A 13,901-nucleotide genomic window follows, 5' to 3' on the forward strand; every position below is an offset into this window, starting at 1 on the left:
CATTTAAGTCATATTGCTCTCGTGAGCCGGTGCGGTCATCTCTGTCAGTCTGGGGCGCTGCTACGCAGCATATCGACTGGGAAGAAATTCTGCTAATGGGATGTACCGGCTGCTTCACCCAGCAGGTTAGGCTGAGCCTATTTCTGCAAACAGGAGAAGTAGCATGGCGAAGAACGACTTTGATGAACTGATGTCGATAGGGATCGATATTGGCAAAGACACATTCCACCTGGTGGGCTTCGATCAGGCAGGGCAGCGGGTCCTGCGGAAACAGATCAAACGCCTCGCGTTAGTCGCGACATTTGAAAGACTGCCGCGTTGCGTGGTGGGCATGGAAGCCTGCTTGAGTGCGCATTTTGTCAGCCGAACACTGCGCAAATTGGGCTTTGAGCCTCGTATCATCCCAGCGATCTACGTGAAGCCTTTCAACAAAGGACAAAAGAACGATTACAACGACGCAGAAGCGATTGCTGAAGCGGCGCTGCGTCCGAACTTGAAGGCAGTTTCCGAGAAAAGCCAGGATCAGCTCGACCTGCAAGCTTTGCATCGTGTGCGATCACGTTTGGTGTCGCGCCGAACTGCGACGATCAATCAGATCCGGGCCTTCTTGATCGAGCAGGGCATCACTGTCCGCAAAGGTCTGCGCGCCCTGAAGAATTCCTTTGAAACGATCCTGGAGGAGCGCAAAGATGAGATATCACCCCGGATGCGTTCGATCCTGATCGGCCTCTATGGCGATTGGATGTGGATGGATGATCGCATCGATAAAGTATCGCAAGAGATCGAAGAGATCAGTCGAACCGAAGAGAACTGCGTTAACGTCATGACTGTGCCTGGAATTGGTCCAATGATCTCGACTGCCATGGTCGCTGCCATTGGTGAAGGGGAAGCCTTCGATCGAGGACGGGATTTTGCTGCATGGGTCGGGTTGGTACCCCGTCAATATAGCACCGGCGGTAGAACGGTGTTGGGGCGCATATCCAAGCGCGGCAGTCGATATCTGAGGATGCTGTTCGTTCAGGCTGCAAAGATTATCATGATGCGTCCGCATCGGTGGCCAGACTTCAGCTTTGGTGAATGGCTCGCGCGCGCATCGGAACGGATGCACCGCAACAAGGCCGCTGTTGCGCTGGCCAATAAGCTGGCGCGCATGGCTTGGAGCATCTTGAGACATAAAACGGCGTTTGATGCGCCCAGAGACGAGGTCGCCATTGGCATCTAAGCCGAGACGCCCCAAAGGAGTTCGCGATAGATAGAAATCATGGAACGGAATAATTACGCCCCCAGAATCTGACGGCCCAAATGGTCACAATCGACCTGTCCGCTAATGAGATCACGGCGCGTGCGTAACCCCAACAAGGCCACGACCCGCGTGTCGATCAACAGGCCGGATACATATGAGCGACTTCCGAGAACATGCCAGAAATCATTTGCGAACAGCAGCCGGTACATACATTTGAACCGATTTCTGGTATCAAGGTTGCAAATTTCTCCATCTGCTTTGGGCCCTAAAATTAGCCACTGGCAACTGCGGAAACCTGGTCCAGCCGCAAAATTCAGAAACGGTGTGGTCATTGCTTGGATAATACCGGTGAACGCAAAGTCTGCACCCCCCGCCACCATTTGTTTGGAACGATGGAACAAGTCCTATTTTACTAATGAATAACAGACACTTGAGACGTTCCATGGATATGCCACAGAATGTTCCGGAAAAACTCAATGGCACATGTCTATTGGCACGAAACCAAGATCGCTTGGCACAGACAAATGGCACATCCACCCTATTGAAAAGTCTATATATTTTCCATTGCAGTTTCAAATAAGATGCCGATGGAAGCATTTTTTTCCAGTAGTTTCAACCGTTTAATAAAGCCCAGCCATGAAGGACACTTGTGTGAAGTCTCACTCTCCCAAGCATCGTGTTTTCGACAAAAAAATGGGTGCTGCACAACACGTTTTGAAGCCTGCACAACACCCGAAATTTAATTCAATTTTATCAATGCGTTATATTGTATTCACGACATCCCAAGCGCTTCTTTGTACATCTCCAGCACGGCTTCTTCCTCGGCGATGTCATCGGGTTCGCGCTTGCGCAATGCGACGACCTTGCGGATCACCTTGGTGTCGTAGCCACGGCCCTTGGCTTCGGCCATGACCTCTTTCTGCTGCTCCGCGATGTCTTTCTTTTCTGCATCAAGACGCTCGATACGTTCGATGAACTGACGCAATTCGTCCGCGGTGACGCGATAGGTGGTATCGTCCATTGGTGCTCTCCTGCCGATTTTGTCATTCCCTAGCGCCCTGCCCTCTGCCCTTCAAGAGCTTGCGGAGGGGCAGCTATTGAATTATCGCCGGGTGGGTCGAAAGCACTGCGAAAGGGCCTGCAATGGACACTCTGATCTGGATTGGTGCCGCGATCTCCCTCCTTGGGCTGATCGGGCTTGTCTGGTCCATCATCAAGGTCGCGCGCGCGAAACGCGCAAACCTCACCGATGAAGAGCTTCGCAAGGCTGTACAAGCCGTGATGCCGCTCAACCTTGGGGCGCTCTTTCTGTCAGTGATCGGTCTGATGATCGTGATCGTCGGGATCTTTCTGGGCTGACACCGCCCTCAGGCCGACAGCGTTTCGATGCCCACACCGTCGCGGACCATCGCCTTCAGCCAGGGTTCCGGCGCCCAGAAGGCCCGGTCGGGATGGTCGATGGCCTCCATCGCGCGGATCACCCGAAAGAGCCCGTGCAGTTCCGCCGCCTTCATCGGGCCGCCGCGCCAACGCGGAAACTGGTGCCCCAGCATAATCACGACATCAATATCCGATGCCCGCGCGACAATGCCGCGATCCACAAGGCGCACGCCTTCATTCGCCAAAGCGCCAAGCATCAACGGAACGATGGCCTGTTTCGCAAGGCCCGGCGCGTCCCCGCGCGCGCGCTCGATCATCTCGAGCACGAGCGGGTCGGCCACAGGCGCGCCCGCATCGCCGCGATAGTTGTAAAACCCCCGCCCCGCCGCACGCCCGGACCGTCCGGCCTGCGCGATGACGGCGGCCCAGTCCCGCCCGCCGCCGGGGCGCTCTTCTGTACCCACGCCTTTCAGCCCGGTCGCGTCGCGTTGCAGGAATGGTGGCAGTTCCAGCCCCCAATCGGACAGGACAGCATCAATGTCGTAGGGGCTGGCACCCAGATCGACCAGCGCATCCGCCGCGCGGTGCAGCGCCCGTGTCATTTTGCCGCCGACCGTCACGCCGTCAGATCGGACATGGACCGGCACTTTGCCAAGTCGCTTGACCAGCGCCAGAGCCAGCGGAAGCTGATCGGCCTTGGCCTGCGGCGCCTCCAGAACCTCGACCAGCCGCGACAGATGCGCAGGGCGCGCAAAGCGCAGACCGACACCCGCGACAGTTTCCCCGGGCGCCGTGGCACGCAACGCCCCGTCCGGCGCAGTTTCAGCCCTTGAACCGCGAGAGGCATCAAGAACAAGATCCGCATCCCTGATCATCAGCGGCGTCGCGCCGCAGGTCAGCCGGGCAAGGCTTGCCGATGCGACATCGCGCGACAAGGCACCGTCGCTGACCGCATCCTCCAGACTGTCTTCGACCTCGGCGCGGGCCGCATCCCGGATCGCTTCGTCTGCAATCCCCCACCGCACGGTCAGACCCGCATCCAGCGCCGCCACAACAAGCTGGGACGCCAGGGCCCCCGCCCCCAGAACCGCCAGCGCGCCGATGCGGGGCAGCGGCGCCGCGGCGGTCAAAGGCACTTTGGCAGCGCGCCGTTCAGCAAAGAAGGCATAGCGCAGGGCCTTGGACTGATCAGAGGCCACAAGCTCCGCAAAGGCGGCCTCTTCGAAGGCACAGCCTGCCTCGAACGGCAGAAGAAACGCAGCCTCGACCGCGGCGACGGCCTCGCGCGGTGCGTTTTCCGGCCCTTCAGAGGCCTCTTCCGCCCGGCTGCGCAGTTCGGTCTGGGTGGCAACCGGGTCGGCAAAGCCTTCCTGCCGGTCCCGGCTGGGGCGCGGCCCCTTGGCCATCACATCGTGACAAAAGGATAATGCCGCGCTCCGCAGGTCATTGGGCGCGGCCACGAGGAGATCGGCAAAGGTTGAATAGGGTGGCCGGTCAATCGGCAAAATCCGCCCGGACAGGATCATGTCGAGCGCCACCTTCACGCCGACCATGCGCGGCGTGCGCTGCGTACCGCCCGCCCCTGGGATCAACCCCAGTTTCACCTCTGGCAACCCCACACGGGTGGCCCGCAAGGCAACGCGGTAGTGGCAAGCAAGGGCAAGTTCAAACCCGCCCCCCAGAACGGTGCCGTGCAGTTCTGCCACCACGGGTTTTGCGCAGTTTTCCAGCCGGGTGCACAGTTCTGGCACCCAGGGGTCTTTGGGGGCGGCATCGAACTCCGCAATATCCGCCCCGGCGGGGAATGTGCTGCCCTCGCCCGCGACGAGAATTGCACCCACCTCCGGGTCCACTTCTGCCTGCGTCAGCGCCCTTAGCAAGCCGTCGCGAACAGGCCAGGCCAAGGCATTTACCGGCGGGTGGCAGATGGAAAGGACGGCCACGCCATCCGTCACGTCATAATGGATTGCCTCTGCCATAGCCTGCACCTCGCCTGTGACCCGTTCGGTCAACGTCTCTGTCCTCCGCGCTTCTTTCGCGGCTTGCGGACATTAACCGGAACTTGGCAGAAGATGGCAAGCGCTGGCGGACGACGTCAGACCGGGAAGTTCTCGAACCCGGTGTCGGCATCCCGCCCACCATTGAGCAGCTCGCGCGCTTCGGCGGGAACTTCTTCGCCCAGATTCTCCAGCGCGCCGACAGCCTCTTGCATCCGGTGCATGAGCCAATCGCGCTGCGTGTCATCGCTCACGCGGAGCTGCTCGATGAGGCTTTCGATCTGGCGTCTGAGATTCTCGGTCATGGTCACTTCCTTTTCATGGAATTGCTCGGTGAACTGTCGGTTCCGTGTAACGGCGGATGGGCGTCGGAATGTCTCAGCGGTCTGCCGCGCGCGCGGCGCAGGTTCGGCACAATGGCGTGTCGGGCACCAGATCAAGCCGTTCCTCGGCGATCTTCTCGCCGCATTCGACACAAATCCCGTATTCCCCCTTCTCGATACGGCGCAGCGCTGCACGAATGCGCGCGACCTCTGCCTGACCGGCCGCCCCCAACCCTTCAAGCACCTCGTCATCCTCGCGCTCTGTGGCAAGCTCTTCCCAATCGCGGCTGTGCGGAGCATCCAACGCGTCCTCTATCGCGTCCATCCGGATGCCGAGTTCACCCATTCGGCCCAAAAGCGCTTTTCTGCGGTCTTCCAAAGTTGCCATTCGATCCTCCTTGGCGGCAAGATCAGACTGTCACCCGAACGTCCTGCCCACTTTGATGCAGGTCAAGAGAAAGAGGGCTTGAAACATATTCACAAACACGTATATGTATTCTGCAAACGGAGGTTCACGCCATGTCACCAGAAGTTACAGGCTTCTTCGACGAAGCTACCAACACAATTTCCTACGTGGTCCGCGACCCGAAGGGCAGCGCCTGCGCGATCATCGATTCGGTGCTGGATTTCGATTATTCCTCGGGACGCACCGACACCCGATCCGCAGATGCGATCATAGCATTCGTGAAGGAAAAAGGCTACGATGTACAATGGCTTCTTGAAAGCCATGTTCACGCCGATCACCTGTCGGCCGCGCCCTATATCCAGGAACAGGTTGGCGGCAAGATCGGCATCGGTGATCGCATCACTGTCGTGCAGGACACGTTTGGCAAAGTCTTCAACGAAGGCACCGAATTCCAGCGCGATGGCAGCCAGTTCGACAAGCTGTTCAAGGAAGGCGACAGTTTCCACATTGGCCAGTTGCGCGGCGATGTCCTGCACACGCCCGGCCACACCCCCGCCTGCCTCACCTATGTGATCGGCGATGCGGCCTTTGTGGGCGATACGCTGTTCATGCCCGATTTCGGCACGGCCCGTTGTGACTTTCCGGGCGGCTCTTCCAAGATGCTTTACAACTCCATCCAGAAAATCCTGGCCCTGCCTGACGAAACCCGCATCTTCGTGGGTCACGACTACAAGGCGCCGGGACGCGATGAGTATGAGTGGGAAACCACCGTGGCCGAACAGAAGGCGCTGAACGTGCATATCGGGCAGGGAAAATCCGTCGAGGATTTCGTCCAGATGCGCGACACGCGCGATGCGTCACTGGCGATGCCGAAACTCATCATCCCGTCGTTGCAGGTCAACATGCGCGCCGGGAACATGCCGGAGCCGGACGAGAAGGGCGACGTCTTTCTCAAGGTGCCCGTCAACAAGCTTTGAACATATCGGGCAGGGCGCGAATGCAACGCCCCTGCCCCGGAATCTGGATCGGAAACACACATGCAACCTGACTGGATCATGGGCCTGCTTGGCGGATTGCTGATCGGGCTGGGCGGCGCCGTCTACCTGATCGGCAGTGGCCGCATCATGGGGGCGAGCGGCATCATCGGCGGGCTGGTGGACGGCTCTGGCCGGTCCAATGCGCTGGAGAGGATCGTTTTCCTCGCCGGGGTATTCCTCATGCCAATCGTGCTGACCCCTTTCTACAAGGCGGTCGACACGCATATCACCGACAACCTGACGGTTCTTGTTGCCGCGGGGCTTTCCGTGGGCGTGGGCACACGGATGGCGAATGGCTGCACGTCCGGACACGGCGTTTGCGGGATCTCGCGGCTTTCGCTGCGCGGGATCGTGGCAACGGTTTTCTACATTCTGGCAGGCGGGCTCAGCGTTGTTCTGTTCCGCCACATTCTGGGGGTGATCTGACATGGGACGCCTGATCGTGGCACTCATCGCAGGCGGGCTGTTCGGCTCGGGCCTGTTCATCTCCGGCATGACCGACACGACCAAAGTGCAGGGATGGCTGGATGTTTTCGGCAACTGGGACCCGACGCTTGCCTTCGTGATGGGCGGCGCAATCATCCCGATGGCCATCGCTTGGCAGATCACGCGTTTTCGCAAAACACCTCTGACGGGGGGCAGCTTTCCGCCGCCGCCCGACACCCGGCTTGGGCGCAACCTGGTCTTTGGTTCGGTGCTGTTCGGGATCGGCTGGGGGCTGGCCGGGCTGTGTCCCGGACCGGCAATCGCCTCTCTCAGCTATGCCGGGACAGGCGGACTGGTTTTCGTGGCCGCCATGCTGACGGGGATGTGGATTGCGCCAATGCTGCGGGCCCGTCTGGACAGGATCGCGCAGCCCGAGTAAGCGTTCCTCATGGACATCAGACAGATCACCCCCCGCTACCACGTCTCGCCGCAAATCAGCGCCGAGGATGCGCAGGCTCTTGCCGATGCAGGCATCGCCCGTGTCATCTGCAACCGACCCGACGCAGAGGTGCCGCCTTCGCATCAGGCGCAGGCGATAGAGGCGGCGATACGTGCGGCGGGGATGGATTTCGCGGTGCTTCCGCTGACACATCAGACCATGACGCCCGAGAACATCGCCGCGCAGGCGGAACTGGTCGAGAGCGCGGGCGGTCCGGTCCTGGCCTATTGTGCCTCTGGCACGCGGTGTTCGGTGATCTGGGCGCTTGGTCAAGCAGGCAAATTGCCGGTAGATGAAATCCTGGCCACCACCCAGCGCGCGGGCTATGCGCTGGACGGTCTTCGCCCGACGCTGGAGGCGCTTTCCGCGCAGTCTTGATGCGTTCCGAACGGCAAACGCCCTGCCGCTCAGAGATGTGCATCACGCCATGGGAATACCCATCGCTGACGGCACCGAACCTCACCCGATATTCATAAGGTCGTCGTCGAGGTCCAGCCCGTCGTCGATACCTGCTGTTAAGTCCGAAAACCCGTCTATATCTGGTATTTCCGGCAGGTCCGGGATATCTTCGGGCAGTTTTTTCGTCGGCTCGGACAGCGCCAATGACTTGGCCGCGGCAGGCTTTTTTTCCACCGGCGGCGGGGGGGACTGCTCTGCCGCGGGCGGGATGTCGGCCTTTGCCACAGCGGGCAGGCGCAGCCGGACGGCCCTAAGCCCGCCCATCTGGCCAAGCCTGCACCTCTTCGCGATCTGCATACCGCCCGCCGAGAGCTCTACCTGATCCAGCACAGCATCGGGCAGTGGCAACAGATCGCCGGGCTTCAATTGATCGGCCGACGCCAGCGACATCCGGATACGGCAAAGAACCGCATCAAGCCGCGCCTCTACCATCTGCATGCGTGCCGCATTCTTCGCGCGAAGAGGATCGCCACGCGCTTCCGGCGCACGATCCGGTTCGGGGGGCGTTACAACCGGCAGGATGAACAGCAACTCGCCCCGTCGCATCTTGTCACCCAGTTCGACCGAGACGAGAAAGGAATGAAACTCTGCCGCATCCATAAGGATGCCAAGCGCGCGGGTATCTTCGACCATCGCGCCAAAGCGATAACCGGTGAATTCGCCCTGCGATGGGTGCCCGTCAAGATTGTTGCTGAACCGGGTCATCATCGCGTCAAGCAGCGGCGCGCACATCGCGGCATCCGTCGGCGTCAATGCCCGGGGATCGGGTGGAAGATTCGTGACACGCCCGATGGTCTGAACCTCGATCACAGACCGGACCGTGGCCCGGTCCAGCACCGCAGCCCCCGCGATACCATCCGGCCCTTCCAGCACGATCACTAGAGCATCACCCGGAACGCCATCAAGACAGGCGTCAAGGACGAGCGTTTCTTCCTGTACCCCATCGACCACAATCGGCAGCCCCCAAAGCGCATCAGCGCTGCGCGACAGGGCCCGCCGCAACGCACGCGCAGGCGACAGGACGCGCGCTTCCTGCTCCTTGCGGGCGGCATTTGCCTTCCTGCTAAGTACCTCGTTGACTGCCTGACCTGCCATATCCTCACACATCCTTCCGGGACGTTCATAAAGGTTATGGGACGATTTGGTTACCAACTGCTTATAATGCTACGCTTATTGTGCCGCCATCGCGGGACGCGGCAGGCTGACGCGGAAAGCCGCGCCGTTTTCTCCGCGCAAATAGGTGATCTCTCCGCCCAACCGCTGCATGATCTGCCGGCTGATCGCGAGGCCCAGCCCCGCCCCGCCGACGCGCGGCTCGCCCACGCGCGCGAATTTCTCGAAGATGACATCCTGCGCATCGTCGGAAATGCCTGACCCGTTATCGATGAAATCCACCCATAGAAGGTCACCATGGTCAGTCACGCGGATTTCAAGCAGCGGGTCGGGCGCGTCGCAATATTTGCGGGCATTGGCGATAAGATTGATGAAAACCTGGCTTAACCGGTCAAGATCGGTATGCAGCATCAGGGCTTCTTTGGAGGGATCGCGCGACAGCCGCAATGCGCGCCCGTCGTCACTCGCAGCGGCGGCGGCGGCGGACCGGTCGAGCAGCGCGCTGAGCTGACCCTCGCGCAGGTTGAGACTGACCTGACCATTTTCCAGAACGCTCAGATCCAGAAGGTCATCCAGCAACCGGGTCAGGCGCAGGGCCTCGTCATGGATGATGGATGCGTATTTGTTCAGCTCATCCGCGCTGAGCTCGTCACTGTCGCGCAGGATTTCTGAAAACGCCCTGATAGAGGTCATGGGCGTGCGCAACTCGTGGCTGATCTGGCTGAGAAACGCGTCCTTTTGAACCGAAAGACGGGTCAGTTTCTGGTTGACCTCGCGCAGCTGGCGGGCGGTGCGGGTCAGTTCGCGCGACTGCGCCTCCAGCCGGTTGGAATACTCCATCATCTGGGCGGTTTCATCCGCCACGGCCATCAGATCCTCTACCGAAACGGACATCCCGCCGACGATCTGCCCGACCATGGCATGCGCCGTGGCCCCGCCAACAGAGCCTGACAGCTCGCGTTCAAGGTTTTCCAGAAAATCCGGGCTGGGTTCGGGCAGGTCGCCGCGCAGACCCTGACGCGTGGCCTCGCGCCGAAACAGCGCGCGCGCCTCTGCCGGGCCAAGGATGCGCTGCGCCATGATCATCAGGTCTTCGCTTTGCGCCACACCGCCCGACCAACTGCGCGGCCCGCCGGAATGCTGGAAAACATTGACAAATTGCGCGCCCTGCAACCGTTCCAGCGGCGAAGGGAAGGTCATGACCGAGACACCGAAAAAGGCAACGGTGTTAAGCGTCATGCTCCACAATAACGCGTGTACCAGCGGGTCAAGCCCTTCGATCCCGAAGAGCGCCCGGGGCCGAAGCCAGTCGATGCCGAATGCCCCCTGTTGCAGGACGAATTCAGGCAGGATCAGGCCGGGACCAAAGCTTGGCAGGAACAACGTATAAAGCCAGATGATAAAGCCCACACTCAGACCCGCCATTGCCCCCAGACGCGTCGCGCCGCGCCAGAATATGCCCCCCAACATGGCTGGCAGCACCTGCGCCACACCGGCGAAAGAGACCAACCCGATCGCTGCCAGCGCCTCGCCGCCCCCGGTCAGGCGGTAATAGATGTATCCCAGCATGACCACCGCGATGATCGATACCCGCCGCGAAAGCAGCACAACATGGCGAACATCGCCAGATACGGTGGCCCCGCCACCCGTCATGCGCAGGAAAATCGGCATGACGATATGGTTCGACACCATGGTCGACAGCGCAATCGCCGCGACGATGACCATTGACGTCGCAGAGGAGAACCCGCCGAGGAAGGACAGCATCGCCAGCCCCTCCCTCCCCTGATCAAGCGGGACCGTCAAGACAAACAGGTCCGGGTTGGACCCTTCCGGCAGCAGGTCCAGACCGACCACGGCGACAGGGACCACGAAGAGGCTCATCAGCATGACATAAAGCGGAAAAGCCCATGACGCGGTGCGCAGATGTTCCTCGTCGTCGTTTTCCACGACCAGCACCTGAAACATCCGCGGGAGGCACAGAAACGCCGCAGCGGACAGCATGATCAGCCCGGCCCACCGCCCGCCATTCATCTGCCACTGACCAAGCTGCGAGGCGTCGATGCGGGTGAATGTTTCAGACACACCCCCCGACACGCCCCAGACAACAAAGGCGCCAACGGCCAGCAACGCAAAAAGCTTCACCACCGCCTCGACCGCGATGGCCATGACGACCCCGTGATGGCGTTCGTTCGCATCAAGGTTCCGGGTGCCGAACACCACGGTAAACAGCGAAAGCCCCATCGCAACCCAAAGGGCCGTACTTTCGCCTGTATAGATTGTCTGACCACCGCCCCCTGCCTCGGCAAAAACCGCGAAGGACAAGGTAACTGACTGCAGTTGCAACGCGATATAGGGCGTGGCGCTGATCACGGCGAGGATGGTCACACAGACGGCCAGAAGCGTGGATTTGCCAAACCGCGAAGAGATCAGGTCAGCCACAGAAGTGATCCGCTGGGTCCGCCCGATGCGGACAAGTTTGCGGACGATCCACCACCAGCCCACCATGACCAACGACGGACCGATATAGATTGTCAGGTATTCAAGTCCGGATCGCGCCGCATAGCCGACCGCGCCGTAAAACGTCCAGCCAGTGCAGTAGATCGACAGCGACAGAGTGTAGACGAGCGGCGACCGCAGCCAGCCCCCGCGCCCGCGCATCGCCGAACGCTCCGCAAAGAACGCGACCAGGAACAGCATCGCCACATAGGTCAGGCAAACCGCGACCAGCGCGTTCAGCGTGCCCATCCTAACGCTCTCCACCGCGATCAGGGGCCTTGTCGGACGGCGGCAGGCTGCGCAGCACCCAGGACAGGCGAATGGTCACGAGAATAAGCATCAGCCAGACGCCAAAGACGTAAAGGATCGTTTTGGAGGTCGACAGCGCGTTCTCCGGATCCGTGGGCCACAGCAGCGGAACGGCGAACAGCAGCAGCCCCAGCAATGGCACAAGCCGCGCGGCATCCATGGTGCGCCGCATCCGGTAGGTCTGCCGTTCGACGAATACCGTCGGGCGCGGACCTTCCGAATTGTCGTGCGGCGTGCTCATGCGTTCACCAGATCGCGTACCGCCTCCAACACTTCTGAATTGGAGAAAGGCTTTGTCATGAAGCGGTTGGCGCCGTATTTTTCAGCCATCTCGCGGTCCTTGCTTTGCCCTCGCGCAGTCAGCATCAGGATCGGCAAAGCCTCTGTCCCGCCACCTGAACGCAGGTCGCGCAGGATGTCGTACCCCGACCGTCCCGGGAGCATGACATCAAGGATCAACACATCCGGAACCTTGCTCCGCACCACCTCGGCGGCATCGTGCCCGTTCGAATGGGTGTCCACCTGCCAGCCGTCCCGCGACAGTATGAAACTGATCGCCTCAATGATGTTCGGTTCGTCCTCGATCAACAGGACCTTCTTCGCCATCCCGGTCTCCCCTCCCAGTGGCATGCAGACCTTTTTCATATGCCTGTCATGAAAATACTTAAGCCCGATATGGCAGCCAGTGTCAAAAGCTCCCGTCCAGAATTGACGGCTCGCGACGGCCTTCGCAGTCGGTTCGTGGACAAATGCGGCAACTGACCCCCACCCTGAGGGGAGCATCGCCGATTTCCTCGGCCACCCTGGGGATCAGCAACATATGCGCCTCAAGCAGCGGATCGCGGTTGAGCTGCGGCGTCCCGACCGGCTGCGCGATTGCATAGGCCTGATACATCGCGGGATCGCGCCCCGTTTGTTCCAGCTCCTGCGAAAGCACGACATTGGGCCGCGACAGGGCGGTGAACAAGGGCCAGAGCGCGCAAGCCGCGCCGTAGCGGGGCAGCGGAAAATCCTTGGGCGCCTTACGCATGGTAAGCGTTCCCGACGCGTCGCAGGCGGCCAATCCGAACCACCCGGCCCCTGCCGAGTCCGGCAGCGATGCCAGCCGCCGCATCACCCTTGCCGGGTCGCAGCCGGTCCGCAGGGAGAGTGACAGCGGCTCCGGTCCGACCTGTTCCAGCGCGTCCAGAAGACGGCCCATCGGAAGTGCCTCGGCATCGGCCACGTAGCGGTCCAGCACCTGCCGAACCAGATAGCGCGAGACAGACCCCAATGCGTTGTCGCGCATAACGTCATCCGGCGTCCCGCCTGTTTCCAACGCAGGGAAATGCCAAGCATGGGCGCCCAGAAATGCGTCCACCTCTTCCTGCGGCGAACCCAGATCGCTGGACACGTCATCCACCGTATCAAGATAGCGCACCAGCGCCTGAGAGCTTTCCGCCAGCCGCTTGCTGTCTTCGTTGAGATTGCGGTGGAACCTGTCGCGCCATTCCGGCTCGATCTCGGCAGGTTCCGCAAGGATCGACGCTGTGGACCGGATCGCGGTGACGGTCGACAGCATTTCGTGCAAGGAAGCGGCAAGATGCGGATCGTGGGTCATGCGGTCTGTCAGCGTCTCGACCGTGCGCTCCAGCGCATCGATCCGTCGCTGTCCATCCGCCAGAAGCCAGGCCCAGCCGGGAAACCGGCCCGCGAACTCTTCCAGCAGGGCCGTTTCCGGCGGCGGCCCTGCGGCACCATCCTCTGCCCGCCCGCGATCCTGCGCCGCCTCGCGCAACGTGGCGATCAGCGTGGCCTCTGCGCCCTCGGTCAGCAAAGAGGGCTCCACGTTCAGGATCTGCGAGATGGAGAGAAGCAATTTTCCGCCGATTCTACGCCGGTTGTGCTCAATCAGGTTGAGATATGAGGCCGAGATACCCGCAATACGTGCCAGCTCTGACTGCTTCATCCCCGCCATGATCCGGCGTTCCCGGATGCGGCTGCCGGTCAAAGTATCGCGCGCCATTCTGCTTTTCTCTCCCGATTCAACAGCTTTCTGCGGTGCCAAATAAGGTTCTTTACAACTCCGCCCGTCTGATTGTTCACTTTTTGACAAAAATATCCATACACACGAAGCAGTTGTTGCGAAGTTTTCTTGCTCTGACCAATATTGTAACAGCACAAAAGTGCAGTGCCGTGGTGGATGAGGAGCCCTTCGGCACATTTCAGAAAAC

At 60.6% G+C, this 13,901-nt stretch carries 15 protein-coding genes; 6 read left to right on the forward strand and 9 right to left on the reverse strand.

Annotated features, from left to right (window positions below; translation table 11 throughout):
• Nucleotides 1–163: 163 nt before the first annotated feature.
• Nucleotides 164–1,222 carry an IS110 family RNA-guided transposase gene (locus EDD52_RS01440; protein ID WP_132241244.1) on the forward strand — a complete coding sequence of 353 codons (1,059 nt, stop codon included), beginning with the start codon at nt 164–166 and terminating at the stop codon, nt 1,220–1,222.
• A gap of 793 nt (nt 1,223–2,015) precedes the next feature.
• Here EDD52_RS01440 and EDD52_RS01445 read toward each other — a convergent pair.
• On the reverse strand, nt 2,016–2,264 hold the full coding sequence (locus EDD52_RS01445) for a DUF2312 domain-containing protein (protein WP_132241245.1): 249 nt from the start codon (nt 2,262–2,264) through the stop codon (nt 2,016–2,018).
• A gap of 122 nt (nt 2,265–2,386) precedes the next feature.
• Between EDD52_RS01445 and EDD52_RS01450 the strand changes: the two genes are divergently transcribed.
• Nucleotides 2,387–2,602 carry a hypothetical protein gene (locus tag EDD52_RS01450; RefSeq protein ID WP_132241246.1) on the forward strand — a complete coding sequence of 72 codons (216 nt, stop codon included), beginning with the start codon at nt 2,387–2,389 and terminating at the stop codon, nt 2,600–2,602.
• An 8-nt stretch (nt 2,603–2,610) separates the two neighbouring features.
• Here the strand turns inward: EDD52_RS01450 and EDD52_RS01455 are convergent, their stop codons facing one another.
• From EDD52_RS01455 to EDD52_RS01465, 3 genes are all read right to left on the reverse strand, one after another.
• A complete protein-coding gene (locus tag EDD52_RS01455) occupies nt 2,611–4,635 on the reverse strand; it encodes an enoyl-CoA hydratase-related protein (protein ID WP_132241247.1) in 2,025 nt (674 codons plus the stop codon).
• A gap of 83 nt (nt 4,636–4,718) precedes the next feature.
• Complete coding sequence (locus tag EDD52_RS01460; protein WP_132241248.1) at nt 4,719–4,925, reverse strand: hypothetical protein; 207 nt, start codon at nt 4,923–4,925, stop codon at nt 4,719–4,721.
• Between the two features lie 73 nt (nt 4,926–4,998).
• On the reverse strand, nt 4,999–5,331 hold the full coding sequence (locus EDD52_RS01465) for a TraR/DksA family transcriptional regulator (protein WP_132241249.1): 333 nt from the start codon (nt 5,329–5,331) through the stop codon (nt 4,999–5,001).
• Nucleotides 5,332–5,462: 131 nt separating this feature from the next.
• Here EDD52_RS01465 and EDD52_RS01470 point away from each other — a divergent pair, with 131 nt between their 5' ends.
• From EDD52_RS01470 to EDD52_RS01485, 4 genes are read left to right on the forward strand one after another with little or no spacing between them, the layout of a single operon-like run.
• A complete protein-coding gene (locus EDD52_RS01470) occupies nt 5,463–6,326 on the forward strand; it encodes an MBL fold metallo-hydrolase (RefSeq protein ID WP_132241250.1) in 864 nt (287 codons plus the stop codon).
• A 60-nt stretch (nt 6,327–6,386) separates the two neighbouring features.
• Nucleotides 6,387–6,812, forward strand: coding sequence for a YeeE/YedE family protein (locus tag EDD52_RS01475; RefSeq protein ID WP_132241251.1), 426 nt, complete (start codon nt 6,387–6,389; stop codon nt 6,810–6,812).
• Between the two features lies 1 nt (nt 6,813).
• Nucleotides 6,814–7,251 (forward strand): DUF6691 family protein, encoded by a 438-nt coding sequence (locus tag EDD52_RS01480; RefSeq protein WP_132241252.1) that lies wholly within the window; start codon nt 6,814–6,816, stop codon nt 7,249–7,251.
• Nucleotides 7,252–7,260: 9 nt separating this feature from the next.
• A complete protein-coding gene (locus EDD52_RS01485; protein WP_132241253.1) occupies nt 7,261–7,689 on the forward strand; it encodes a protein tyrosine phosphatase family protein in 429 nt (142 codons plus the stop codon).
• Nucleotides 7,690–7,770: 81 nt separating this feature from the next.
• Here EDD52_RS01485 and EDD52_RS01490 read toward each other — a convergent pair whose 3' ends face one another.
• From EDD52_RS01490 to EDD52_RS01510, 5 genes are all read right to left on the reverse strand, one after another.
• Nucleotides 7,771–8,865 carry a FliM/FliN family flagellar motor C-terminal domain-containing protein gene (locus tag EDD52_RS01490; RefSeq protein WP_165907433.1) on the reverse strand — a complete coding sequence of 365 codons (1,095 nt, stop codon included), beginning with the start codon at nt 8,863–8,865 and terminating at the stop codon, nt 7,771–7,773.
• A gap of 75 nt (nt 8,866–8,940) precedes the next feature.
• Complete coding sequence (locus EDD52_RS01495) at nt 8,941–11,628, reverse strand: ATP-binding protein (RefSeq protein ID WP_132241255.1); 2,688 nt, start codon at nt 11,626–11,628, stop codon at nt 8,941–8,943.
• Nucleotide 11,629: 1 nt separating this feature from the next.
• Complete coding sequence (locus tag EDD52_RS01500; RefSeq protein WP_132241256.1) at nt 11,630–11,929, reverse strand: hypothetical protein; 300 nt, start codon at nt 11,927–11,929, stop codon at nt 11,630–11,632.
• On the reverse strand, nt 11,926–12,294 hold the full coding sequence (locus tag EDD52_RS01505; RefSeq protein ID WP_132241257.1) for a response regulator transcription factor: 369 nt from the start codon (nt 12,292–12,294) through the stop codon (nt 11,926–11,928). The genes EDD52_RS01500 and EDD52_RS01505 overlap by 4 nt, the downstream gene beginning before the upstream one ends.
• An 82-nt stretch (nt 12,295–12,376) precedes the next feature.
• Nucleotides 12,377–13,693: a helix-turn-helix domain-containing protein gene (locus EDD52_RS01510; protein ID WP_132241258.1), complete on the reverse strand. Its 1,317-nt coding sequence runs from the start codon at nt 13,691–13,693 to the stop codon at nt 12,377–12,379.
• Nucleotides 13,694–13,901: the final 208 nt, after the last annotated feature.

It is taken from the genome of Primorskyibacter sedentarius (assembly GCF_004342065.1).
In the GTDB taxonomy this organism is placed as follows: Bacteria; Pseudomonadota; Alphaproteobacteria; order Rhodobacterales; family Rhodobacteraceae; genus Primorskyibacter; species Primorskyibacter sedentarius.

What these genes read in the sequence shown, in the direction of transcription:
- EDD52_RS01445 (WP_132241245.1), bottom strand. Translation starts at nt 2,264, where the DNA reads ATGGACGATACCACCTATCGCGTCACCGCGGACGAATTGCGTCAGTTC.
- EDD52_RS01440 (WP_132241244.1), top strand. Translation starts at nt 164, where the DNA reads ATGGCGAAGAACGACTTTGATGAACTGATGTCGATAGGGATCGATATT.
- EDD52_RS01495 (WP_132241255.1), bottom strand. Translation starts at nt 11,628, where the DNA reads ATGGGCACGCTGAACGCGCTGGTCGCGGTTTGCCTGACCTATGTGGCG.
- EDD52_RS01480 (WP_132241252.1), top strand. Translation starts at nt 6,814, where the DNA reads ATGGGACGCCTGATCGTGGCACTCATCGCAGGCGGGCTGTTCGGCTCG.
- EDD52_RS01490 (WP_165907433.1), bottom strand. Translation starts at nt 8,865, where the DNA reads ATGGCAGGTCAGGCAGTCAACGAGGTACTTAGCAGGAAGGCAAATGCC.
- EDD52_RS01505 (WP_132241257.1), bottom strand. Translation starts at nt 12,294, where the DNA reads ATGGCGAAGAAGGTCCTGTTGATCGAGGACGAACCGAACATCATTGAG.
- EDD52_RS01475 (WP_132241251.1), top strand. Translation starts at nt 6,387, where the DNA reads ATGCAACCTGACTGGATCATGGGCCTGCTTGGCGGATTGCTGATCGGG.
- EDD52_RS01470 (WP_132241250.1), top strand. Translation starts at nt 5,463, where the DNA reads ATGTCACCAGAAGTTACAGGCTTCTTCGACGAAGCTACCAACACAATT.
- EDD52_RS01460 (WP_132241248.1), bottom strand. Translation starts at nt 4,925, where the DNA reads ATGACCGAGAATCTCAGACGCCAGATCGAAAGCCTCATCGAGCAGCTC.
- EDD52_RS01450 (WP_132241246.1), top strand. Translation starts at nt 2,387, where the DNA reads ATGGACACTCTGATCTGGATTGGTGCCGCGATCTCCCTCCTTGGGCTG.
- EDD52_RS01500 (WP_132241256.1), bottom strand. Translation starts at nt 11,929, where the DNA reads ATGAGCACGCCGCACGACAATTCGGAAGGTCCGCGCCCGACGGTATTC.
- EDD52_RS01510 (WP_132241258.1), bottom strand. Translation starts at nt 13,693, where the DNA reads ATGGCGCGCGATACTTTGACCGGCAGCCGCATCCGGGAACGCCGGATC.
- EDD52_RS01465 (WP_132241249.1), bottom strand. Translation starts at nt 5,331, where the DNA reads ATGGCAACTTTGGAAGACCGCAGAAAAGCGCTTTTGGGCCGAATGGGT.
- EDD52_RS01485 (WP_132241253.1), top strand. Translation starts at nt 7,261, where the DNA reads ATGGACATCAGACAGATCACCCCCCGCTACCACGTCTCGCCGCAAATC.